Source organism: Saccharopolyspora phatthalungensis (assembly GCF_014203395.1).
GTDB classification, from domain to species: domain Bacteria; phylum Actinomycetota; class Actinomycetes; order Mycobacteriales; family Pseudonocardiaceae; genus Saccharopolyspora; species Saccharopolyspora phatthalungensis.
In genome coordinates this window covers 885,103-908,482 of the sequence record NZ_JACHIW010000001.1, presented here as the reverse complement: position 1 = coordinate 908,482, position 23,380 = coordinate 885,103, and the positions used below count along the sequence as shown (strand labels likewise).

The 23,380-nt window shown below is 69.1% G+C and carries 20 protein-coding genes; 10 read left to right on the top strand and 10 right to left on the bottom strand.

What is annotated here, in order from left to right; all coding sequences use genetic code 11:
- The first annotated feature begins 10 nt into the window (after nt 1-10).
- Together BJ970_RS04000 and BJ970_RS03995 are read left to right on the top strand one after the other, a co-directional pair.
- Nucleotides 11-757 (top strand): protein phosphatase 2C domain-containing protein, encoded by a 747-nt coding sequence (locus BJ970_RS04000; RefSeq protein WP_312864103.1) that lies wholly within the window; start codon nt 11-13, stop codon nt 755-757.
- A 125-nt stretch (nt 758-882) separates the two neighbouring features.
- The gene (locus tag BJ970_RS03995; RefSeq protein ID WP_184723883.1) at nt 883-1,941 is read left to right on the top strand and encodes a hypothetical protein; all 1,059 of its coding nucleotides are present in this window, start codon (nt 883-885) and stop codon (nt 1,939-1,941) included.
- Nucleotides 1,942-1,993: 52 nt separating this feature from the next.
- Here BJ970_RS03995 and BJ970_RS03990 read toward each other — a convergent pair whose 3' ends face one another.
- The 5 genes from BJ970_RS03990 to BJ970_RS03970 all read right to left on the bottom strand — a co-directional run bounded on the left by BJ970_RS03990 (nt 1,994) and on the right by BJ970_RS03970 (nt 7,928).
- On the bottom strand, nt 1,994-2,881 hold the full coding sequence (locus tag BJ970_RS03990; RefSeq protein WP_184723880.1) for a DUF72 domain-containing protein: 888 nt from the start codon (nt 2,879-2,881) through the stop codon (nt 1,994-1,996).
- 92 nt (nt 2,882-2,973) lie between these two features.
- A complete protein-coding gene (locus tag BJ970_RS03985; RefSeq protein WP_312864102.1) occupies nt 2,974-4,137 on the bottom strand; it encodes a cytochrome P450 family protein in 1,164 nt (387 codons plus the stop codon).
- A gap of 156 nt (nt 4,138-4,293) precedes the next feature.
- Entirely contained in the window at nt 4,294-5,118 is an 825-nt protein-coding gene (locus tag BJ970_RS03980; protein WP_184723874.1) for an FAD binding domain-containing protein, read from the bottom strand.
- Nucleotides 5,115-5,588 (bottom strand): (2Fe-2S)-binding protein, encoded by a 474-nt coding sequence (locus BJ970_RS03975; protein WP_184723871.1) that lies wholly within the window; start codon nt 5,586-5,588, stop codon nt 5,115-5,117. The genes BJ970_RS03980 and BJ970_RS03975 overlap by 4 nt, the downstream gene beginning before the upstream one ends.
- Nucleotides 5,589-5,669: 81 nt before the next feature.
- Nucleotides 5,670-7,928 (bottom strand): xanthine dehydrogenase family protein molybdopterin-binding subunit, encoded by a 2,259-nt coding sequence (locus BJ970_RS03970; RefSeq protein ID WP_184728856.1) that lies wholly within the window; start codon nt 7,926-7,928, stop codon nt 5,670-5,672.
- Nucleotides 7,929-8,867: 939 nt separating this feature from the next.
- On the opposite strand from BJ970_RS03970, the gene BJ970_RS03965 reads away from it, so the two are divergent.
- The 5 genes from BJ970_RS03965 (at nt 8,868) to BJ970_RS03945 (ending at nt 14,157) form a co-directional block, all read left to right on the top strand.
- Nucleotides 8,868-9,566, top strand: a complete 699-nt coding sequence (locus BJ970_RS03965) for a FadR/GntR family transcriptional regulator (protein ID WP_184723868.1) — start codon at nt 8,868-8,870, stop codon at nt 9,564-9,566.
- 622 nt (nt 9,567-10,188) lie between these two features.
- Nucleotides 10,189-10,479 carry an Rv0250c family protein gene (locus BJ970_RS03960; RefSeq protein WP_184723865.1) on the top strand — a complete coding sequence of 97 codons (291 nt, stop codon included), beginning with the start codon at nt 10,189-10,191 and terminating at the stop codon, nt 10,477-10,479.
- A 210-nt stretch (nt 10,480-10,689) separates the two neighbouring features.
- A complete protein-coding gene (sdhC, locus tag BJ970_RS03955) occupies nt 10,690-11,490 on the top strand; it encodes a succinate dehydrogenase subunit SdhC (protein ID WP_184723862.1) in 801 nt (266 codons plus the stop codon).
- Nucleotides 11,491-11,500: 10 nt separating this feature from the next.
- Nucleotides 11,501-13,414: a fumarate reductase/succinate dehydrogenase flavoprotein subunit gene (locus BJ970_RS03950; protein WP_184723860.1), complete on the top strand. Its 1,914-nt coding sequence runs from the start codon at nt 11,501-11,503 to the stop codon at nt 13,412-13,414.
- The gene (locus BJ970_RS03945; protein WP_184723857.1) at nt 13,414-14,157 is read left to right on the top strand and encodes a succinate dehydrogenase/fumarate reductase iron-sulfur subunit; all 744 of its coding nucleotides are present in this window, start codon (nt 13,414-13,416) and stop codon (nt 14,155-14,157) included. The genes BJ970_RS03950 and BJ970_RS03945 overlap by 1 nt, the downstream gene beginning before the upstream one ends.
- An 83-nt stretch (nt 14,158-14,240) precedes the next feature.
- Here BJ970_RS03945 and BJ970_RS03940 read toward each other — a convergent pair whose 3' ends face one another.
- On the bottom strand, nt 14,241-14,858 hold the full coding sequence (locus BJ970_RS03940) for a DUF305 domain-containing protein (RefSeq protein WP_184723854.1): 618 nt from the start codon (nt 14,856-14,858) through the stop codon (nt 14,241-14,243).
- 380 nt (nt 14,859-15,238) lie between these two features.
- On the opposite strand from BJ970_RS03940, the gene ctaD reads away from it, so the two are divergent.
- The 3 genes from ctaD (at nt 15,239) to BJ970_RS03925 (ending at nt 19,196) form a co-directional block, all read left to right on the top strand.
- A complete protein-coding gene (gene ctaD / locus BJ970_RS03935; RefSeq protein ID WP_184723851.1) occupies nt 15,239-16,999 on the top strand; it encodes an aa3-type cytochrome oxidase subunit I in 1,761 nt (586 codons plus the stop codon).
- A gap of 125 nt (nt 17,000-17,124) precedes the next feature.
- Nucleotides 17,125-18,351: a phosphoserine phosphatase SerB gene (serB, locus tag BJ970_RS03930; protein WP_184723848.1), complete on the top strand. Its 1,227-nt coding sequence runs from the start codon at nt 17,125-17,127 to the stop codon at nt 18,349-18,351.
- Between the two features lie 50 nt (nt 18,352-18,401).
- Nucleotides 18,402-19,196 carry a peptidyl-tRNA hydrolase gene (locus BJ970_RS03925; protein WP_312864101.1) on the top strand — a complete coding sequence of 265 codons (795 nt, stop codon included), beginning with the start codon at nt 18,402-18,404 and terminating at the stop codon, nt 19,194-19,196.
- Nucleotides 19,197-19,627: 431 nt separating this feature from the next.
- On the opposite strand, the gene BJ970_RS03920 is transcribed toward BJ970_RS03925, so the two are convergent.
- Genes BJ970_RS03920 through BJ970_RS03905 form a run of 4 tightly spaced genes read right to left on the bottom strand, consistent with a single transcriptional unit; the run spans nt 19,628 to nt 23,380 of the window.
- Entirely contained in the window at nt 19,628-20,233 is a 606-nt protein-coding gene (locus BJ970_RS03920) for an energy-coupling factor transporter transmembrane component T family protein (protein WP_184723845.1), read from the bottom strand.
- Complete coding sequence (locus BJ970_RS03915; protein ID WP_184723842.1) at nt 20,230-20,904, bottom strand: energy-coupling factor ABC transporter ATP-binding protein; 675 nt, start codon at nt 20,902-20,904, stop codon at nt 20,230-20,232. The genes BJ970_RS03920 and BJ970_RS03915 overlap by 4 nt, the downstream gene beginning before the upstream one ends.
- Complete coding sequence (locus BJ970_RS03910; RefSeq protein ID WP_312864100.1) at nt 20,901-22,022, bottom strand: thiolase family protein; 1,122 nt, start codon at nt 22,020-22,022, stop codon at nt 20,901-20,903. Before BJ970_RS03910 ends, BJ970_RS03915 begins: the two co-directional genes overlap by 4 nt.
- On the bottom strand, nt 22,019-23,380 hold the full coding sequence (locus BJ970_RS03905) for a class I adenylate-forming enzyme family protein (protein ID WP_312864099.1): 1,362 nt from the start codon (nt 23,378-23,380) through the stop codon (nt 22,019-22,021). Before BJ970_RS03905 ends, BJ970_RS03910 begins: the two co-directional genes overlap by 4 nt.

Below are 23,380 nucleotides of genomic sequence, written 5' to 3'. Positions count from 1 at the left end.
GATCGTGCAGGTGACCCACGCGACGATCGCGACGCCCGGGAGGACGAACGAGGACTACCTCGCCACCGGGCCGGACTGGGCGTTCGTCCTGGACGGCGCCACCGCAGCCTCGGGTGTGGACAGCGGTTGTATGCATGACGTGCCCTGGCTGGTCCACCGGCTCGGCGGTGCGCTGGCCCAGCGGCTCGCCGTGCCGGGCGGAACCCTTGCGGACGTCCTCGCCGACGCGATCCAGGCGACCTGCGCAGCGCACAACGACACCTGCGACCTGCGGAACCCCTCAAGTCCCTCCGCAACCGCGTCAGTGTTGCGGCTTCGCGGCGATGCCGTGGAGTACCTGGTGCTGGCCGACAGCCCGATCGTGCTCGACGTCGACGGTGCGGTCAGGCCAATCATCGACGACCGGCTCGACCACCTGCCGAGTTACACCGTCGAGGCCGTGCGTGAGCAGCGGAACCGACCGGGCGGCTTCTGGGTCGCCAGCACGAAGCCCGAAGCGGCGTACGAGGCCGTGCTTGGAGCGGTTCCGGCGGCCGAGGTGCGCCGGGCGGCGCTGTTGAGCGATGGTGCATCGCGTTACGTCGAGCGGTTCGCCCAGTCCGACTGGGCCGGGCTGCTGGATCTCGTCGAGCGAGCCGGACCCGCCGAAATGCTGCGCCGGGTGCGGGTCGCGGAATCGGCGGAGACGGCGGCGGCGCGCCGTCGGCACCGGGGAAAACGGCACGACGACGCCAGCGTGGTGTTCCTCCGGTTCTGAGCCCGTTACGATCTGTGCGCAAGCCTGCTCTGTTCGAGCGGAAATCGGCTTGGACGGTTCCGCTCCGCCGCGAGCCCGGTACTGAATTGTGTGCAGCCCTGGGCCGGTGCGTGGAGGAACCCCCGATGAATCGTGAGCAGCGTGGCGTCGTGAAGGCAGTGTCGGTGATCGCGGCGTTGCTCTGGGTCGTGCTCGGCTTGCGGTTCGGGTGGCCATTCTGGGTGTTGCTCACCTTGATAGTCGTGACGATTGCGGCTCCGTGGCTGGTGATTTGGCGATATCGACGTTGGAAGGTGCAAAGACTCGCGTTGGCGCCCCGGCCCGTTGAGACCGTTGAACCCCCGGAACGACCGAATCCGACCGAGCGGCCGTTGTCGGGTGTGCCGCTGCGCAGCGCACATCCGGACTACAAGTTCCTTTTCTCCGGCACGGTGTTCTGGTACTCGAAGCCGGATGCGCCGGGGCTACCGCACGTCGATCCCGGTGGGCTCGCGGCCGACCTCATCCTGGAACAGGCGAGGCGCCTCGTGGCGGAGGTGCCGCCGGACGAGGGCGAACTAGCGGAGTACCGGCTGAATGCCGCGCTCGGTGCCGAACGCTGCGACCCCACCGGGCACGTGGCCGTCTGGGCAGGCGAGGTGCGGCTCGAACTCCCGGAATCGGACGCGGCGCGACTGCGGCGCCTGGCCGAGGCGCGAAAGCAGAGGGAGCTCTGGGAGCGGGCCCGAGACCACGAGCGCGACAAGCGGGCGTACCTGGCCGACGAAGTGCTGAAAACCCCTGGTAGCGCGCTGGTCTGGTGGCTGGCGCGGGAAGACTGCAACGTTGACGAGGCGGTCCGGCAGATCGGCAACCTGCGGAGGCTGACCGCGGCCGCGCACGACACGCGGGTGCCGGCCCCGGATTTCGATGCTCCACAGTGGATCACGGCGGTGTCCGCCGATCAGCCCTCGATGCACTCGTTCCTGCTGGAGGAGTTCGACCTGGGCAACAATGGCGGGGGCACGTCGCACCATGTGCTGGCCGCGATCGAAGGCCTGGCCACGGGGGAGGAGCGCGCGGTGCTCAGTCGCCGGATGGCAGAGGTACTGGCCGCGCACGGGCACCGCGAAATGGCGGAACTGGTCCGGGACACCTTCGACGCGTCCAACCGACGTGAGCTACCCGGCTCCGGCGCGTCCTGACCGGCGAGTGCCAGCCGGTGCGATTACGCGCGGAATCGCCCGCCACCCGGCCTCATGCGCTCCCGCAGCGCTTGGCCAGGGCCATCGCGTCGTGCGGGGCGTGGGCCTTCACGTCGTTGTCGAAGTAGGCGTAGACGTCGCGGCCTCGGGTGCTCGGGGCCGGGGCGGCGACCGTGTGCTTGGTGGTGGGGCACTCGCCCGCGTGCCAGGAGCGGATCAGCTTCGCCCAGCGGTCCAGGTCCTTCGCGGTGTAGCCGCTGGCGTAGAGCTCCTCGGCGCCGTGGAAGCGAAGGTAGACGAAATCGCTCGTGACGTCCTCGAGATGCGGCCAGCTGCCCGCCGCATCCGCGACGACGAGGCCGATGTCGTGGCTGCGGAGCATCTCCACGGCCTCGGCGGCGGCGAAGTCGGGGTGGCGGACCTCCAGCGCGTGGCGCAGCGGGCGATCCGCGTCGGTCTCGGCGAGCGCGCGGCCCGCGAGCCGGTCATCGTGCCGAGCGGCCAGCGCAGCGGCCGCAGCAGTGCTGCGGGGCAGGAGGCGGAAGAACGCCGTCAGGCGTTCAACATCGAAACCCAGCGACGGCGGGAGCTGCCAGAGCAGCGGTCCTAGCTTCGGGCCGAGCGCGAGGACGCCCGAGGCGAAGAAGTTCGCCAGCGGCGTTTCGACATCGCGGAGCTTCTTCATGTGGGTGATGTAGCGGCTTCCCTTGACCGCGAACAGGAAGTCGTCCGGGGTCTGCTCGGACCAGCGGCGGTAGTGCTCCGGCCGTTTCAGCGAGTAGAACGACGCGTTGATCTCGGCGGAGCCGAGCCGGTGCGAGAGATACTCCAGCTCCGCACCGCGGCGCAGATCGCGCGGATAGAACGGACCGTGCCACGGGCCGTACACCCAGCCGGAAGTGCCGATCCGGATCCTGCGCGACGTGGAGCGAGCTCGCATGACCCTGTCCACGGTACCCGCACCGGGGTGGGCAAATTCCGATCTTGCCTAAAATTGGGAGGATCTGGGCGAACCGGGCGCTGCCGTTCCGGTCAGTGCAGGGTGACGGGGAGGGTTCGCAGGCCGCGGTTCCGGAAGGAGTTCCGCCACTGCAGCTCCTCCTCGGTCACGGCCAGCGCGAGGTCTGGGAACCGGCTCAGCAGGGCGCCGAAACCGATCTCCGCCTCCATCCGCGCCAGCGATGCACCGAGGCAGAAGTGCGGCCCGTGGCCGAACGCCAGGTGCGGGTTGTCCTCGCGGCCAGGGTCCAGGCGATCCGGGTCCGCGTAGCGGTCCGGGTCGTGGTGCGCCGACACCAGCGAGAGCAGCACTGTCTCCCCAGCCGGGACCGTCACGCCACCGATTTCGATATCCGTCAACGGGAACCGGCGAAGCGCCAGCGGCAGCGGCGGGTCGAAACGCAGCAATTCGTCCACAGTGGTCGATGAAACCCCTTGGCGTGCCAGGTTGAGCGCCGAAGGTCGCGTCAGCAGCGCGGCGATGCCGTTGCTCAGCAAGTGCACCGTGTTCTCGTATCCGGCGAACAGCACCAAAAACGCCGCTGAGGTCAGCTCGTCCTCGGTGAGTTGGTCCTCCTCGTCGCGCAGCTCGATGAGCGTGCTCAACAAGTCTCGGCCGGGTGCTGCGCGTTTCGCCGCGATCAGCTCCAGCAAGTAGCGCTGCAGCGAGCTCAGCGCCTCACGGGCCTGCTCGGGGGAGTCGGGCGCTAGCAGGCCGTCCGTCCAGGACCGGAAGTCCGGCCGGTCGGCGGCACCGACGCCTAGCAGCTCGCAGATCACCGTGATGGGCAGCGGTCCGCAGAAGGTCGGCAGCAGATCCGCTTCGTCCTGCCCGGCCAGTGCGTCCAGCAACTCATCGGCGATCTGCTGGATCCGGGGGCGCAGCGGTTCGATCCGGCGCGGGATGAAGGCCTTGCCGATGATGCGGCGCAGCCTTGTGTGCTCCGGCGGATCCATGTTCAGCAGGTTCGCGTCCAGCGCGGGCGGCAGCGAGAAGCCGCGGTATCCGCCGGTGGAGTTCTTCTTGTCCAGGGACAGCCGAGGGTCGGCCAGCGCCGCGCGCACGTCCGCATAACGGGTGACCAGCCAGACCGAGGTGCCGTCCGGGGCGATGGCGCGATGCACGGGGCCCTGCGAGCGGAGCCGCGCATAGGTGGCGCGGGGCGCGGTGACGAATGCGGAGTCGATCTCGATCACGGGGTCGAAAATACGCGACATGCCGACGCTGCGTCCGGATCGCCGTCGAAATGGCGGGGGTACCAATCGGATGACGGGTGTCGGTGCTTGGGTTTCGGCCGATTTCAATGGAAATCATCGCGCCGACTTCCATTGAAATCGCCGAACGACGTGCCGCTACGCGCCGCCACGTGCTGCGGCGGCTTCCAGCGCTCGCCGCACCAACACCTTCGCCAGGTGCCTCCGGTAGTCGGCGCTGGCGCTGGCCTGGTCCGGCGGCGAGGTGTCCTCCGCCGCCCGCTCGGCTGCGTCCGCAGCGCTCGCTCCGCTCGCCAGTGCCTCTTCGACGCCGCGCGCCCGCATCGGCGTCGGGCCCATGTTCACCAGCGCGACCCGCCCTCCGGCGACGGCCACGCCGACCACCGCCCAGTCGATGGCCCGCTTGGTGAACTTCTGGAAGTCCCAGCCTTGCGCGGGGTTCTTCGCGACCCGGATCTCCACCAGCAGCTCGTCCTCGCCGAGCGCGGTCTCGAAGAAGTCGGTGAAAAACTCCGTCGCCGGGATCTCCCGGCGGCCCGAGGGCCCCTGCGCGACCAGCACCGCGTCCAGCGCGAGCGCCACCGCGGGCAGGTCCGAGGCCGGATCGCCGTGGGCCAGCGAGCCACCGATGGTGCCGCGGTGGCGGACCTGCGGGTCGCCGATGGTGCTCGCAGCTTGCGCCATCAGCGGCACTTCCCGGCCCAGCAGCTCGGCGTGCTCCAGGTCGTGGTGCCTGGTCAGCGCGCCGATCCGGATTTCCGAGCCCTCCTCGCGGACGTAGGACAGGTCGCGCAACCCGCCGAGGTCGATCAGCACCTCCGGCACCGACAACCGCAACTTCATCAGCGGCAGCAGCGAGTGCCCGCCGGCGAGCAGCTTCGCGTCCTCGCCGTGCTCGGCCAGCAGGCTCAGCGCCTCCTCGACGGAGTTCGCCTTCTTGTAGGTGAACGCGGCAGGGATCATTCCGCGGCCCCCGACTTCTCCTTGGCCGCGGCCAGCACGGCCTCGACGATGTTGTGGTAGCCGGTGCACCGGCAGAGGTTGCCCTCCAGGCCGGAACGCACCTCGGCTTCGGTCAGGTTCGGGTTTTCCGCGACGAGAGAAACCGAGGCCATCACCATGCCCGGCGTGCAGAACCCGCACTGCAGCCCGTGCTTCTGCTGGAAGGCGCGCTGCATCGGGTGCAGGGTCGCGCCGTCGGCGAGGCCCTCGATGGTGGTGACCTCGTGGCCGTCGGCCTGAGCCGCGAGCACGGTGCACGACTTCACCGACTCGCCGTCGAGCAGCACGGTGCAAGCCCCGCACGAAGTGGTGTCGCAGCCGATGTTGGTGCCGGTCAGGCCGCAGTTGTCGCGCAGGTGGTGGACGAGCAGCGTGCGGTCCTCGACCTCGTGGCTGCGCTGCTCGCCGTTGACGTTGATCGAAACTTGCACGGACGAACTCCTAAGCACTTGTCGGGCGAGCACCCGCGAGAGCGGGCCGAATCACTCACCCCAACCAACTCCCCGGGCTTTCTATGCCCGGTTGATCGCTTTCCACACTCGTTCGGGCGTGGTGGGCATGTCGATGTGCCGGACCCCGAGGTGGGCAACGGCGTCGATTACGGCGTTCTGCACCGCCGGCGTGGCGCCGATGGTGCCGGCCTCCCCGATTCCCTTGGCGCCCAACGGGTTGAGCGTCGTCGGTGTCTCCATCGTGAGCAACTCGAAGCTGGGCAGCTCGGCCGCCGTGACGAAGGCGTAGTCGGCGAGGTTTGCGTTCTGCGGGTTGCCGTCAGCGTCGTAGGAGACCTCCTCCAGCAGTGCCTGGGCGGCGCCCTGCGCGATGCCGCCGTGCCGCTGCCCCTCGGTGAGAACCGGGTTGATGATCACACCGGCGTCGTCCACCGACACGTGCCGAAGGTAGTTCACCTTGCCGGTCTCGGTGTCCACTTCGACCACCGCCAGGTGCGTACCGAACGGGAAGGTCGGCCGGTCCTCGGTGAAGTGCACGTCAGCGGCCAGCCCGCCCTCGGCGCGTTGGGCCAGCTCCGCCCAGGACAGCGTGATGTTCGGCGTGCCGCGCACCCGCCATGTGCCGTCGGCGAGCTCGATATCGGCCTCGTCGATCTCGATCAACTCCGCAGCCATCTTGCGGCCCTTCTCCAGGACGTCCACCGCGGCCCGGTGCACCGCCGACCCGCCCAGCTGCAGCGAGCGGGAGCCAAAGGTGCCGATGCCCTGCGGGATCAGGTCGGTGTCGCCGTGCACGACCTCGATCTTGTCCAGGTCGATGCCCAGCTGGTCGGACACCAGCATCGCGTAGGACGTCCAGTGGCCCTGCCCGTGCGGGGAGCTGCCGGTGAGCACCAGGACGCTGCCATCCGGGCGGATTTCGACGTGCCCGCTTTCGCCCTCGGCGTTGTTCGGCGCCGTGATCTCGACGTAGCTGGACAGGCCGATACCGAGCTGGCGGGTGGCGCCTTGCCCGCGGCGCCGGGCCTGCTCCTTGCGCAGGGCCTGGTAGTCGGCGGCCGCCAGCACCGTGTCCAGGCCCTTGACGTACTCGCCGGTGTCGTAGGTCATGCCGCCCGGCGTGTGGTACGGGAACTGTTCGGGGCGCACGAGGTTGCGGCGGCGTACCTCGGCCGGGTCCACGCCGACCTCGGCGGCGAAAAGGTCCATCGCGCGCTCCACCGCGGCGGTCGCCTCCGGCCGCCCCGCTCCCCGGTAGGCGGCGATCGGGGTGGTGTTGGTGACCACGCAGCGGGCGATCGACTCCACCTTCGGGATGTCATAGACGCCGCCGACCATGTACCGGGTCAGCAGCGGCAGGAACGCGCCCATCAGCGGGTAGGCCCCGACGTCCTGGACGATCTCCAGGCGGTAGGCCAGCACGGTGCCGTCGCTGCGCCCGCCGATGGTCACCACCTGCCGCTGCCCGCGCCCCTGCGTCATCGCGACGAGGTTCTCGCTGCGGCTTTCCACCCAACTCACCGGGCGGCCGGCCTGCTTGGCCAGGAACGCCAGCAGCCCCGCCTCCGGCTCGACGCCGATCTTGGCGCCGAAGCCGCCGCCGACGTCGGGGGTGATGACCCGAACCTGCTCCTGCGGCAGCCCCAGGTTCGCCACCAGCGCATCCCGGCAGCTCTGGGCGTTCTGGTTGGACAGCCACAGCGTGACCTTGTCGCCGGCCCAGGCGCAGGCGGCGGTGCGCACCTCCAGCGGCGCCGCGGCGACGCGCTGGTTCTCGATCTGCTTGGTGACCACGACTTCGCAGCCCTCGAACAGGGAGTCGTCCAGTTCGCCGCTGGTGCCGGTGACGTTGGTGCCCGCCGCCGGGAACAGCAGGGTCTGCCCGCGCAGTGCGTCGTCGACGTCGACCACCGGGTCCAGCGGGTCGTAGTCGATGGAAATGAGTTCGGCGGCGTCCTCGCCCTGCGCGCGGGTTTCGGTCAGCACCACGGCCACCGGCTCACCGACGTAGCGGACCGTGCCGCGAGCCAGGTGCGGGCGCGCCATCGCCTTCGGCGGGGGACCGCTGATGCCGCCATTCGGCGGGAATGGCGGGAGGTTGACCTCGCCGGCGGTGAACACGCCGACCACGCCCGGCAGGCCCCGGGCCTGTTCGGTGTCGATCTCGGTGATCTTGGCGTGCGCCAGCGGGCTGCGCACGTAGGTGGCGTGCAGCGCCCCCTCCAATGCGGGGTCACGCAGGTCGGCCACGTACGTGCCGCCGACGGTGAGCAGACGCGGGTCTTCGCGGCGTTCGACCCGGGTGCCGAGAATGCTCAATGCTGCCTCGCAGTCCACAGATCAGATCGGGAACCGGACCGCGAGCTCCATCGAGTTCACAGGCCCTGACCTGGCGTTTCGCTTAGGCGTAGTCGTTCGAGCCGGTGGCCTCCTCCGCTCCCCAGTCAGCCGACGTAGCCCGGCGTGGCCGTCCTGCGGGGCAGGACCGCGCCGGAGGCCAGCGTCGTCATGCCGAAGCCCAGGTCTTGCCAGCGTTGCACGGTTCGGACGCTGTCACAATGTGTGCCCGCCGCGACATCGTTCCGCTTGCCACTGTCCAAAATGGATAGAGTGAGCCGCTCGCCTTGTGGACCGCGTGTCGCCACCGTTTTCCTTCGAACGTGCAGCGGGAAGTCCACGGCCGACGGCCCGACTTCGAAAATGTCCAACACGGAGCGCAAAAGCCGCCGGTCCGCGCGCAGGGGTCGATGGGGGCCGGCCGGGCGGCCATGCGGCGCCGGAGACGGTGCTGGTCGAAAGGGATTCGGCTGTGCTCAGCACGCTGGCGACATTACGACACATCTGATGTTTCAGGCAATGTGGTCAGGACGTTTTGCGCCCTTTGAGGCCAACCGGACAATCAAAGCAAGCCTTTTCGTGATACGCCGTCAGGTGAACGATCAAGGTGGGAATGCGGAACATCTGATGTGTTCGCTCGCTTGGGCGTACGTACCACCACCGCCGCTGCTAGTGCCGTGTCCAGAAACGGTAATCGAGCGCGCGTTGCGTTTTCGTGCCGAAATCGGCGCTTCGGTCTTTTCCTGGGTGTCATGCCGCCGGGCTGAGGAGGGTGACGGGATTTCCCAATCTTTGGGCAAAGTCGGAGAGCGCAGCCGCTCACGTCCACAACGGACCACCTCGGTTCGGCCTTCGCATGGGTGGTCACCGGGCCGTGATCGCGCCTACTACGCTGGGCCGCCTTCGAATGGAAGGAGCGGGATGGGGCGGAGTAGCGACGCGATCGAGAAGATTCGCCGGCTCATCGCCACCGGTGAGCTGCGCCCTGGCTCCCGCCTGCCGCGCGAGCCCGACCTCGCCGCGCAACTCGGCCTGTCCCGAAGCTCGATGCGGGAGGCCGTGACGGCGTTGGTGTACGCGCAGGTGCTCGACGTTCGGCGCGGCGACGGCACTTACGTCACGAGCCTGGAGCCGCACCGGCTCTTGGCGGGCATCGCGCACGCGGTCGAGCTCATGCAGGACGGCACGCTGCCGGAGATCTTCGAGCTTCGCCGGTTACTGGAGCCGCAGGCGACGGCGCTGGCTGCGGAGCGGATCACGCCAGAACGGCTCGCCGAGCTGCGCGAGCACCTGGATGCGATGCGCCGGTCGGAGACGATCGACGAATTCGTGGTGCACGACGCGGAATTCCACGCAACCATCATGGCGGCCACGCGCAACCGCACCCTGATATCGGTCGTCAACGGCCTGGCGGCGCGAGCGTTACGCGTCCGAACCTGGAACTCCCTGAACATCGCCGATGCGCGCCAGCGCATCATTTCCCGGCGCCAGGCGATCTACCAAGCCCTCGAAAAGGGCGACGCGGCCCTGGCGCTGTCTTGGGCGACGGTCCACGTCACCGACTCCGAACGCGACCTGCTCCGCACCGTCCCCTCGGCCGCCCCCACCGAGGTCGGCTGACACCGGCCGCATAAGCGGAATGCGCACACCGGCCCGAATGTCCACAGTAGATATTCAACGATCGCTCATCGCGACTGCGAACAGGGGTTCGGCGGTGCCCTGCCGACGATCGCTAGGGCGTCACCAACGGGCTGATCGATACCGCGCAACCAGCGGATCGGCCGGGCTCAGGTGCGGCTCGGCCCCCACCGTTCAGCTGGAAGGGCGACACGCTGCACGTCGGCCACCTAGGCGACCAGAGTGACAGGTGTTGCAGGGGAGACGAAGTCGGGCATCCGCCGTGACTGTGGGTTAGCGCCTCGCTGGTGGTGCTGGCCTGCTCCGCTTTGATCGTCTACCGGGACTGCCGCCGCAACCCGCGAGACGAGGACCAGATCACCTGACTGCGCGCCACCGCGCACGGCTACCGCTGGTCAGGGCCGTCAGCACGCCGAGGCACGGTAGTCCCCGGAAGCGCTCACGGGCATCGCCCGCATCGAGGGCCGGGCCTTAGCGAGACTGCGAAATGACCCCCGCTGGGGGAATTCCCCCCGTGATCTACAGTGTGGTACTTGTCACATTTCGTCGTTCGGGGCAGAGTCGGGTCGGTACAGCCACCACTAGGCGGAAGAGGTGTTCGCCAATGGCCTCGACGACGACTGAACTGGCCGAGCTTCAGCGGGCCTTGGCGCAACTCCGCAGCAGCGTCGGAGCGCTGCGGGCCCGCTACGGCGACGCCCCGGCCGTGCGCCGCATCCACAACGACGTGGAGCGGCTGGACATCGACGTCGCCGAACTCTCCAGCGTCCTGCCTGTCCAGCGGCACAGCACCGAGTCCCGCGAAGACGTGGTGATCGTGCCGGACACCCCCTACGACCCGGCGTTGTGGCGCGACGCCGACGACGAGGGGCTGGGTGGCCAGGCTCCGCAGTAGGCACCGCCCATCACCAGTCGGCAGCCGCCGCACCTGTTCGCCGCGGACCCGTTCGGATACCAGAGATGAGCCCCCGCCTCCCGGGCTTGATCCGGGGCACGCCAGAGCCGGTTGCACCGGTCGGGGGACTACCTGTGCCGGGAACCGTGATCCACAATGAGCGATCTCAGGTGAGCACTGCCGGACAACCCACGACAACGAGGTCTGCGAATGTCCGCAACCCCAACCACCACCGGCCGGGCACGGATCTCCGTGCGAACCCTGCGAACCGACCGGTGGTGGGTAGCCCCGCTGGTCACCTCCCTCGGGTTGCTGGCCTTCGTGGTCTATGGCTTGATCCGCACCTTCATGAACCAGTGGTACTGGGTCCCCGAGTACCACTACCTGGCGCCGTTCTACTCGCCGTGCCTGAGCACCGCGTGCGTGCCGGGCTCCAGCCACTGGGGGCAACCGGCCCCGGACCTGGGACCGTTCGTGCCGCCGCCGATATTCGTGCTGCCGTTCGTCCTCGGCTTCCGGCTGACCTGCTACTACTACCGCAAGGCCTACTACCGGTCGTTCTGGGCATCGCCGCCGGCCTGCGCGGTCGCCGAACCGCACCGCCGCTACACCGGCGAGACCAGGTTCCCGCTGATCATGCAGAACGTGCACCGCTACTTCTTCTACGCGGCGCTGGTCGTGGCGGCGGTGCTCACCTACGACACGGTGATCGCCTTCACGGGCGCCGACGGCGGTTTCGGGATCGGGCTCGGCACGCTGCTGATGGTGGTCAACGTCGTGCTGCTGTGGTCGTACACGCTGTCCTGCCACTCCTGCCGACACCTGGTGGGCGGCCGGATCAACCACTTCTCCAGGCACCCGGTGCGCTACTGGTTCTGGACCAAGGTGACCTGGCTCAACGGCAAGCACATGCTGCTGGCCTGGTCGTCGCTGGTGTCGGTGGCGCTGGTGGATGCCTACGTGATGCTGGTGGCCAGCGGCGCGTTCCCGGATCCGAGACTGTTCAACTAGAAGAAGGTCAATGGTGGAGATCGAACGGCACGAGTACGACGTAGTCGTGATCGGCGCCGGTGGCGCAGGTCTGCGCGCGGCGATCGAAACGCGCTCGCAGGGCCTGCGCACCGCGGTGGTGTGCAAGTCGTTGTTCGGCAAGGCGCATACGGTGATGGCCGAGGGCGGCATCGCCGCCTCGATGGGCAACGTCAACTCCCGCGATGACTGGCAGGTGCACTTCCGCGACACGATGCGCGGCGGGAAGTTCCTGAACAACTGGCGGATGGCCGAGCTGCACGCAAAGGAAGCGCCGCAACGAGTCTGGGAGCTGGAGACCTACGGCGCGCTGTTCGACCGCACCCCGGACGGCCGGATCAGTCAGCGCAACTTCGGCGGCCACGAGTACCCCCGGCTGGCGCACGTCGGCGACCGCACCGGGCTGGAGCTGATCCGCACGTTGCAGCAGAAGGTCGTGTCGCTGCAGCAGGAGGATCACGCGGAGTACGGCGACTACGAGGCCCGGATCAAGGTCTTCCAGGAGTGCACGGTCACCGAACTGCTGAAGGACTCCGCCGGCGGGGGTGTCGGCCGGATTTCCGGGGCGTTCGGGTACTGGCGGGAATCCGGGCGGTTCGTGCTGTTCCAGGCCCCGGTGGTCATCCTCGCCACCGGCGGGATCGGCAAGTCGTTCAAGGTGACCTCGAACTCCTGGGAGTACACCGGCGACGGGCACGCGCTGGCGCTGCGCGCCGGGGCGTCGCTGATCAACATGGAGTTCGTGCAGTTCCACCCGACCGGCATGGTGTGGCCGCCGAGCGTGAAGGGCATCCTGGTCACCGAGTCGGTGCGCGGCGACGGCGGGGTGCTGCGCAACTCCGAAGGCCGCCGGTTCATGTTCGACTACATCCCCGAGGTCTTCAAGGACAACTACGCGGACAACGAGGACGAGGCGGACCGCTGGTACGACGACCCGGACAACAACCGCCGCCCGCCGGAGCTGTTGCCCCGCGACGAGGTGGCGCGCGCGATCAACAACGAGGTGAAGGAGGGCCGGGGTTCACAGCACGGCGGGGTGTTCCTCGACGTGGCGACCCGGTTGCCCGCGGAGAAGATCACCCAGCGGCTGCCGTCGATGTACCACCAGTTCAAGGAACTGGCCGATGTGGACATCACCGCGGAGTCCATGGAGGTCGGGCCGACCTGCCACTACGTGATGGGCGGCGTGGAGGTGGAGCCGGACACCGCGGCGTCGCGGGTACCGGGCCTGTTCGCGGCGGGCGAGGTCGCCGGTGGGATGCACGGGTCCAACCGGCTGGGCGGGAACTCGCTGTCCGACCTGCTGGTCTTCGGACGCCGCGCGGGAGCGGGCGCCGCCGGGTACGTCGCGGGCCTCGCTGCTCGTCCGGAGATCGACCAGTCCGATGTGGACGCTGCCGCTCGGCGCGCGCAGCATCCGTTCGAGGACTCCGCCTCGACGGTGGCGGAGAACCCCTATGGGCTGCACTCCGAGCTGCAGCAGGTGATGAACGACCTGGTCGGGATCATCCGCAAGGGCGAGGAGATGCGGGATGCGCTGGAGAAGCTGCGCGACCTCAGGGTGCGCGCCGAACACCTCGCGGTGGAAGGCAATCGGCAGTTCAACCCGGGCTGGCACCTGGCATTGGACCTGCGGAACATGCTGCTGGTCAGCGAGTGCGTGGCGCGTGCGGCGCTGCTGCGCACCGAAAGCCGCGGCGGCCACACCCGCGACGACCATCCGGCGATGGACTCGCAGTGGCGGCGCAAGCTGTTGGTGTGCGCGGCGGTCGCCGAGCGGATCGACGTCGTCGAGCAGCCGCAGGAGCCGATGCGCGAGGACCTGCTGACGCTGTTCAAGCTGGAAGAGCTGCGCAAGTACTACACCGAGGATGAGCTGGCGGAAGTCCAGGTGAAGGGGCACTGATGGGATACCAGGCGCACTTCCGGGTGTGGCGCGGATCGGCCGACGGCGGGCTCCGTGACTACACCGTCGAGGTCAACGAGGGCGAGGTGGTCCTCGACATCATCCACCGGTTGCAGGCCACCCAGTGCCCGGACATGGCGGTGCGGTGGAACTGCAAGGCGGGCAAGTGCGGCTCGTGCTCCGCGGAGATCAACGGCCGGCCGAGGCTGATGTGCATGACCCGGATGTCCACGTTCGAGCAGGCCGAGACGATCACGGTCGCGCCAATGCGCACCTTCCCGCTGATCAAGGACCTGGTCTGCGATGTGTCCTACAACTACGTCAAGGCCCGCGAGGTCCCCGCGTTTGCGCCGCCGGAGGGGCTGAAGCCGGGCGAGTACCGGATGCAGCAGGTGGACGTGCAGCGGTCGCAGGAGTTCCGCAAGTGCATCGAGTGCTTCCTGTGCCAGAACACCTGCCACGTCATCCGGGACCACGACGACAACAAGGAGGCATTCTCCGGGCCGCGCTTCCTGATGCGGGTTGCGGAGCTGGAGATGCATCCATTGGACGAGGCGGAGAACCGCCCGGAGCAGGCCCGCGGCGACCACGGCTTGGGTCTGTGCAACATCACCAAGTGCTGCACGGACGTCTGCCCGGAGAACATCCAGATCACCGACAACGCCCTGATCCCGCTGAAGGAACGAGTGGCGGACCGACGCTACGACCCGATCCTGCGTTTCTTCGGCGGCAAGAAGGACTGAGCGGCGTGCGCCGTCGTGAACAGCGAGAAGCCGTGCGTAGGTCTAGACCTGCGCACGGCTCCTGACCAGCTCGGCTGGTGACGTCAGCTCGGTGCGTTGAGCTTGGCGAGGGTCTGCTGCGCCTCGGCGACGAACTCCTCGGCCAGCTTGCGCATCTCCCGCGACGAGCCTTCCTCCTGCTCGGTGCGGGCCAGCTGTACACCGCCCTGCTGTAGCGACTGCACCGCCAGCTTCCACTGCTGTTCGAACTGCGCGCCGGAAAGCTGCGAAAGGCGCTGCACCTGCTGCGGGGTTTGCAAGCCCGCGTCGTCGGCGCCCGGGGCGTCGTCCTCCGGGGCGCTGCCGGACTGCTGCCCGGCGGCCGAGTTCAGGAACGCGTTCAGCCGCGATACCTGCGGTTGGGCCGACTGCTCAAGTTCCGTGGCGAGGGCCTTGACGTCGGCACTCTGCGCGTTCCGGCTGGCCAGTGCGGCCAGTTCCAGCACCTGCTGCCGGTTGGCCAGCAGTTGCTGGGCGAACTCGCGATCCGTCGTGGTGTGCTCGCCGTTCGAACCGTGCCCCTGCTCGGCGTGCTGCTGCGCGGTCGCGGGCGGCGGCGTGCCGGGGGCCGGGGGCTGGTCGCTGGGTTCCTCGCTCGGCGTGCAGCCCGCGAGTGCGAGACCGCCGGCCAGCACGGCGCCGATGATCGTGCTCCTCCGCACGTGCTTCCCCTCCAGGATCTGGTGGACTTCGTCGCAGGGCGGCCCGTTGATCGGTAGCGGCTGATCGCAGGTGGGCTGCCGGACCTCTTGCCCCGTAGGCTAACCGGCGCCCCGTGGGCGCGTGCGGCCGACGCCTCCCGTTCGCGGCCTGTCTGATTGATCTCACTGCGCGTGACGAGGCGGGCCGCAATGAATAGGGTGGCTACGGCCCGGCCGAACTACGGCCGGAGGCCCGGACTAGTATCCGCAGTCGGCAGGCATCGCGACTGGCTTGTACTGCAGGGGTCTGCAGCGGGTCGCGTGCTGTTGACCGGCCCAACCGGGTCGGGGCGGACCCCAGCCGGGTCCGATGAGGCTTCAAAGGGAGTGCAGGAGGCACCGTGACGGCCGTCGCGCCACAGCCGATCGCCACGCGCCCCTATCCGGTGCGCAAAACGGTCAAGGGGTCATTCCTGGCGCGGATGTTCCGCACCACGGACCACAAGCAAATCGGCATCCTCTACCTGGTCACATCCATCGCCTTCTTCCTGGTCGGCGGCCTGATGGCGATGCTGATCCGGGGCGAGCTGGCCGTTCCGGGGCTGCAGTTCCTGTCGCAGGAGCAGTACAACCAGCTGTTCACCATGCACGGCACGATCATGCTGCTGCTGTACGCGACCCCGATCCTGTTCGGCTTCGCGAACTACATCCTGCCGCTGCAGATCGGTTCCCCGGACGTCGCGTTCCCGCGGTTGAACGCCCTGGGGTACTGGTTGTACCTGTTCGGCGGCCTGATGGTCGTCAGCGGCTTCCTGCTGCCTGGTGGCGCCGCCGACTTCGGCTGGTTCGCCTACACCCCGCTGTCGGACGCCCTGCACTCGCCGGGCCACGGCGCCGACATGTGGATCGCCGGTCTGGCGGTCTCCGGTCTGGGCACCATCCTCGGTGCGGTCAACATGCTGACCACTGTGGTCTGCCTGCGCGCGCCGGGCATGACGATGTTCCGGATGCCGATCTTCACCTGGAACATCATGGTCACCAGCGTGCTGATCCTGATGGCCTTCCCGATCCTGACCGCCGCGCTGCTGGGCCTGATGGCCGACCGCCACCTCGGTGCGCACGTGTTCGACCCGGCCAACGGCGGCGTGATCCTCTGGCAGCACCTGTTCTGGTTCTTCGGCCACCCCGAGGTCTATATCGTCGCGCTGCCGTTCTTCGGCATCGTCTCGGAGATCTTCCCGGTGTTCAGCCGCAAGCCGCTGTTCGGCTACTCCGGCCTGGTCTACGCGACGCTGGGCATCGCGGCCCTGTCGGTCGTGGTGTGGGCGCACCACATGTACGCCACCGGCGCCGTGCTGCTGCCCTTCTTCGCGTTCACCACCTTCCTGATCGCGGTACCGACCGGCGTGAAGTTCTTCAACTGGATCGGCACCATGTGGAAGGGGCAGCTGACCTTCGAGACGCCGATGATCTTCAGCGTCGGCTTCCTGGTCACCTTCCTCTTCGGCGGTCTCACCGGTGTCCTGCTGGCCATGCCGCCGGTCGACTTCCACGTCTCGGACACCTACTTCGTGGTCGCGCACTTCCACTACGTGCTCTACGGCACGATCGTGTTCGCCACGTTCGCCGGGATCTACTTCTGGTTCCCGAAGATCACCGGCCGGATGATGGACGAGCGGCTGGGCCAGCTGCACTTCTGGCTGACCTTCATCGGCTTCCACGGCACGTTCCTGGTCCAGCACTGGCTGGGCAACGAGGGCATGCCGCGCCGGTACGCCGACTACCTGGAGTCCGACGGGTTCACGACGCTGAACACGATCTCCACGATCGGCGCGTTCATCCTGGGCGCTTCGATGCTGCCCTTCCTGTACAACGTCTTCAAGAGCTACCGGTACGGCGAGGTCGTCACGGTCGACGACCCGTGGGGCTACGGCAACTCCCTGGAGTGGGCCACCTCGTGCCCGCCGCCGCGGCACAACTTCACCGAGCTGCCCCGGATCCGTTCCGAGCGGCCGGCGTTCGAGCTGCACTACCCGCACATCTCGGAGCGGATGCGGCTGGAGGCGCACCTGAGCCTCACCGGCAAGACCCTCGCGCACAAGCACGAAGCGGAGGGCAAGACACCGGTGCCGGCGCGCGACGACGCCCGCAAGGAGAAGTGACCTGGTGGCTAGCCCCGCGGCACGAAATTGTGCGAGTGTGGGGTTAGCTCGACGAAGAGCCCCGGCGGGCTGTGCTCCGCTGGGGCTCGTCGTTTGTCTGGGGTCTAGAGAGGGAGAACCCTGTCGTGGATGCGACTACCGTGCTGATCACCGTGACCGGGAAGGACAAGCCGGGGGTCACCTCCGTGCTGTTCGCCGCGCTGACCCGGCATGGGGTGGACATCGTCGACGTGGAGCAGGTGGTGATCCGCGGTCGGCTGGTGCTCGGTGTCTTGGTGTCCACGGAGCGCGACCCGGAGCAGCTGCAGGAGGCCGTCGAGCAGGCGATGGCCACTGTCGGCATGACCGTTGACGTGGCCATCGGCACAGAGGACGGCGGTGCCGCCAAGCTCGGCTCCACCCACGTCGTGGTGGTGCTCGGGCAGCCGGTGACCGCCCGGAGCTTCAGCGCGGTCGCCCGCGGCCTGGCCGACATCAACGTCAACATCGACTCCATCCAGCGGGTCGCGGACTACCCGGTGACCGGGCTGGAACTGCAGGTCAGCGCGCCCGACACCGGCGACGGCTCGGATGACGCGCTGACCACGGCGATAGCCGACCTCGCCGCGCGCACCGGGGTCGACCTGGCCGTCGAGCGCACCGGGCTGTCCCGCCGGGCCAAGCGGCTGGTGGTCTTCGACGTGGATTCCACGCTGATCCAGGGCGAGGTCATCGAGATGCTGGCCGCGCGCGCCGGTTGCGAGGAGCAGGTCCGCGAGGTCACCGAGCGGGCCATGCGCGGCGAGCTGGACTTCGCCGAGTCGCTGCGGCAGCGGGTGGGGGTGCTGGCGGGCCTGCCCGCCACGGTGCTCGACGAGGTCGCCGGGCAGCTCGAACTCACCCCCGGCGCCCGGACCACCATCCGCACGTTGCGCCGGCTGGGCTTCCACACCGGCGTCGTTTCCGGCGGGTTCACCCAGATCATTGATCAGCTGGTCGACGAGCTCGGGCTGGACTTCAGCGCCGCGAACGAACTGGAGATCGTGGACGGCAAGCTGACCGGCCGGGTGATCGGGGAGATCCTGGACCGGCCCGGCAAGGCCAAGGCGCTGCGGCGGTTCGCCGAGTCGTTCGGGGTCCCGGCGGCGCAGTGTGTGGCGGTCGGCGACGGGGCCAACGACATCGACATGCTCTCGGCCGCCGGGCTCGGCGTGGCATTCAACGCCAAGCCGGCCCTGCGCAAGGTCGCCGACACCGCGCTTTCGTACCCGTTCCTGGACACCGTGCTGTTCGTGCTGGGCGTGACCCGGGCCGAGATCGAGTCCGCGGATGCTGAGGACGGGGTGCTGCGGCGGGTGCCGTTGGATGGGTGAGGTCGGTGGCCGGGCGGGATATCGATGGCCCGGAAGCCGATAATGGGTGCGTGCCTGATCCCGCCATCGCGCCCTTCTCCGTGTTGGACCCGCTGATCTCCCGGTACTCCTCGTGGCTGGCGTTGCCGGGTGAGGTCACCGCGGACACCTCGGACGAGAATCCGCAGAACGTGGTCCTGATGCCGATGGTGCTGCGGATCGAGCGCCGCGAGCCGCCGGACCGCACGGCGCTGCTGGAGGCCGCCGCCGCGGCGGCGATCGCGGTGTGCCTCGACGAACGCTGCAAGCCGGGCGGGGAGTGGCACGAGGCGATGCGCACCTGGATCTCCGGGCGGATCCGGAAGGTGGCGCGCCGGGCGCGCGGCGCGCACTGGGAGGCGGTGCAGGCGCTGCCCGGGCGCACTGTGCGGGTGGGCAACGCCGAGGTGCGGGCGTTCTTGCCGATGCGCGTGGCGGACATGCCCAAGGAACTCAGCCGGTTGCAGATCTCGGGCAGCGAACTGGACGCCGATGAGCCGCCGCAGCCCGCGGCGGATGCGCCGACGCTGTGGCTGAACCCGGATGTGCCGATGAGCGCGGGGAAGTCCGCGGCACAGGTGGGGCACGCGACGATGATCCTGGCTTCGCTGTTGCACGGGGCGGGGCTGGATGCCGCGCTGGAGCGGTGGGCGGTCGACGACTTCCGCTGCTCGGTGCGGCAGGCCGACGCGGACACTTGGGAGCGGCTGCACCCGTGCGACGACCCGGAGACGGCCTGGCGGCGGGCCCGGGTGGCGATGGTCCGCGACGCGGGTTTCACCGAGGTGGAACCGGGTACGGTTACCGTCCTCGCCCAGTGGCGTTGACCCAGTGGCGTTGACCCGGTGGCGTTGACCCGGTGGCGTTGACCCGGTGGCGTTGACCCGGTGGCGTTGACCCGGTGGCGTTGACCCGGTGGCGTTGACCCGGTGGCGTTGACCCGGTGGCGTTGACCCGGTGGCGTTGACCCGGTGGCGTTGACCCAGTGGCGTTGACCCGGTGGCGCTGACTCTGCGGCGGTTTCCGTTGAAATCGCTGAACGGGCCCAGACATAGGCCAAGCCCGAGAATGTTTTGCAATCTTTCGATTGCTTGGTCATTGGCGGCTTGATGGTCGTCAAGGCCACTGCATTCTCGGGCCGGTCGCCGGGTTTCCCCGGTAACGTTCAATATGCCCATGCCCGGGACAGCGACGATAGGGCCGAAAGTCCCTCCGCGCCGTTCAGAAGTGGGCTGATGAACTCAAAACCATGCGAGTGTCAGTCGTCGCCGACGCCGCGGGCCGCGAGGGCTTCACCAAGCTCGTCGGAATGGCGCAGCGTGCGGACCAGGAACGGCACGGCGAAGGCGGAGATGGAGCGTTCCGCGTTGCGGGCCCGTTGCGCTTCCCGGACTTGCGTCGCGATCGTCGACAGGGCCGCGACGGCCTGCAGCGTCAGGCCCACCAGCAGGCCGATCCGTTCCGGCCGGATGCCGAAGCGCCGAGCCGGGCCCGCTCCACGTTCCACGGCCGTGACCAGGTCGTCGACCCGGGTGGTCAGGGTGAAGAGATTCGCGGCACCGAGCGCGCCGAGCAGACGCAGGCACACCACGGCAGCGCTGTCGAGGCCGAGCATCCACCACTGCAACAGGAACACCAGCAGCACCAACGGGATCAGCAACCGGGTCGCCTGCCAGCAGCGACGCAGCGGAAGCCGGGCGACGAGGTAGCCGACCGCGACACCGACCACGCATCCGGCCAGTGCCAGCGGCGAACGCAGAACGAAGATCAGCACCGCAAAACCCAGCAGCGTTAGGAACTTCCACCCCGCCCCGAGCCGGTGCAGCGGGCTACTTCCGGGTTCGTACAGGCCGAGCGGGCTCATTTGATCAGCTCGCGATAGTACGGGATGGCCGCGGCCGGTTCGTCGTCGGCGACCACCTTGCCCGAGTCGAGCACCACGACCCGGTCGAACCCGTCCAGCAGGTCCAGGTCGTGGGTGACCAGCACGACCTGCTGCGGCAACCCACCCAGGACCTCGACGAAGTGCCGCTTGTTGCGCAGATCCAGCAGGGTCGTCGGCTCGTCGCAGACCAGCACGTCCGGTTCGAGCACCAGCATCGAGCACAGCGCCAGCAACTGCTTCTGACCGCCCGAGAGCTGATGCGCCGGGTGCTCGGCGTAGCCCTCCAGCCCGTGCTGGGCCAGCACTTCCACGGCCCGGCGCTGCCGCTCCGCCTTGGAAAGGCCCTGCCTGCGCAGCGAGAACGCGACGTCCTCGCCGGCTGTCGGCATCACGATCTGGCTGTCCGGGTGGGTAAAGATGAATCCCACGCGCCGCCGGACCGCCCGGCCGTTGCGCGCCGGATCCACCCCGTCGACCAGCACCCGGCCCCGGCTCGGGTGCACCAGGCCGTTGATCATCCGGGCCAGGGTGGACTTGCCGGAACCGTTCGCGCCGACGAAAGCGACGCGCTGCTCGGCCAGCCGCAGGTCCACCCCGTCCAGCACGGTGCGCTCGTCGTAACTGTGCCCGACGCCCTCGAACTCGATCAACCCACTCGCTCCCACATCGTGGCCACGCCCAGCCCGCCGCCGGAAGACAGCGCCGCCAGGCCGATGCGCGCCCCGTCCGCCCGCACCATCCGGCTGAACAAGCGCACCACGAGCACTGCGCCGGAGGCACCCCAGGGGTGGCCCAGCGCGACCGCGCCGCCGTCGGGGCTGACCAACTGCTCGTCGACGCCGACGGCGTCCAGGCAGGCCAGCGTCTGCCCGGCGAAGGCTTCGTTGAACTCGACGACCTCCGGGGTATGCCGCGTCAGCAGCTCCCGCATGGCGGGCACCGCGCCCAAACCGAGCCGATTCGGGTCGACGCCCGAGGTGCGCCAGCCCAGCAGCCGCAGCCCCGGCAGGCCGAGTCGGCGGCGCTGCTCTTCGGTGGTGACCAGCACGACCGCGGCCCCGTCATTGATCCCGCACGAGTTCGCCGCCGTCGCGGTCCCGTCCGGGGTAAACGCCGGCCGGAACCTGGCCAGCCGTTCGGCGGTGAAACCGTCGCGCGGGCGTTCGTCCGCAGCGACGCCGCCGACCGGCACCATCTCGGCGGCAAAGCGCCCTGCTTGCTGCGCGGCGACGGCTCGCGCGTGGCTGCGGGCTGCGAACGCATCCTGGCGCTGCCGCGAAATCCCGGCTTCGGCCGCCACCAGGTCCGCCGCCGGGCCCATGTCCGGATCACCGATCTCGGCCGGTGCGAACGGTGCTCGGCCGTAGAAGCGGGGTGGTTCGGCAGCCGAACGCGGTCGCCATGCCCGCCACGGCGCGGTCGACGGGCTTTCGACACCGCCCGCGAGGAACCATTCGCCGACTCCGCCGCGGATCATCGCCGCAGCGGTGGTGATCGCGGTGAGCCCGCTCGCGCACTGCCGGTCGATGGTCATGCCGGGCGTGGCCTCGCCCAATCCGGCGCGCAACGCCGCCACCCGAGCGGGATTCCCACCCGGGCCGAGCACATTGCCGAGCAGCACGTCGTCCACTGCGTCCACAGCGGCGTCGTCGAGGACGGCGCGCAGCACCGGCGCAGCGAGCCGGTCGACGGGCAGGTGGCGCAGTCGGCCGCCCGCCTCGCCGATGGGGGTTCGTCGCGCCGCGATCACCACGGGAGTTCGGTTCACAGCGCCTCCGCATCGAGAGTTCCGGCGCGAAGCCGCTCCGTGACCAGCGCGCGGGCAGGCTTGCCGGATGCCGTCCGCGGAAGTTCTCGGACGGCCAGCCAGCGTCGAGGCCGCTTCGCAGGTTCCAAGGCCGCCCTGGCGCTGGCCCGCATTTCGCGCAGCGACGGCGGGGCGAGCGGGTCGATCTCGATGACCGCGGTGACGAGCTCGCCGAACCTCGGATGCGGGCTGGCGGAAACCAGCACGTCACGCACGCCTTCGGCGCCGCGCAGCACGGACTCAATTTCCTCCGCGCCGATGATCCGGGCGCCGGTGTTGATCGCCGAGCCGGCGCGTCCCAGAACCTCCAGCGAACCGTCGGCGTGCTGCACCGCGCGGTCGCCGACCGTCGACCAGCCGTCCTCCGTCGCCGCCGGCACGATCGTTCCGTTGCTGAGGTATCCGTCGAAGGCCAGCTCGGAGCGCACCCACAACTCGCCCACGCCGTCAACGGGATCGCGCACGTCCACCTCGACCACCGGGCGCAGCGAGCCGCCCCGCCGAACCGCGATCAGCGAGTGTTCGGCGGACCCGTAGTACTCGACGAGCCGGCACCCGGGAAGCACCTTGGTGAGCCGTTCCGCCAGCGCCTCGTCCACCCGAGCCCCGCCACAAACGACCGTGCGCAAACCGCATTCGGCCCGAAGTACCGGACTTCGTTCCAAAGTGGACAGCAGCGCGGACAGCATCGCGGGCACGAGGTGGACCACGGTGGCCCACCGCGACGCCTCGGCGGCACCGGCCACGGACCACTTGTCGAGCAGCTCCACATCGGCGCCCGCGTGGAGCGCGTGCAACGCGCCGAAGAGGAACAGCGAGCTGCTCAGCGGGCCAGGGATCAGCACGCGATCTCGCGGCTCCAGTCCGAGGCCGAGCGCGGCGAAGCTGCGCGACCACGACCGCCGCGACCTGATCAGCACCTTCGGGCGGCCACTGCTGCCGGAGGTGGTGGGCAGGTAGAAGTGGGTGTCACCCGAAGCCGTGCGTGCGCCTCGGCCGGCCCGTTCGCCTCGATGTGTGGCGGTGCCGGGCCGTTCGTTCAGATCCAGCACCAGGTCCGGGCGCGCATCGGCGAGGACCGCGGCGCGGTCGGACGCGGTCCAGGTGGGCTCCACGAGCAGGGTTGCGCAGCCCGCGAGGTCGGCCCCGAGGAAGTGGGTCAAGCGCGTCAGCGCGTCCCCGCCGTCGAGGGCGACTCGTTTGCCGGATGGCAGGCCTCGCGCGGCGTGGTTGGCCCGCGCGAACAATTCCTGAGCGTCCAGCGTGGTTCCGGCGTGTGCGACTCGCGAAGCTGGGGAGCGGCCGAGGATCGGCAGCAC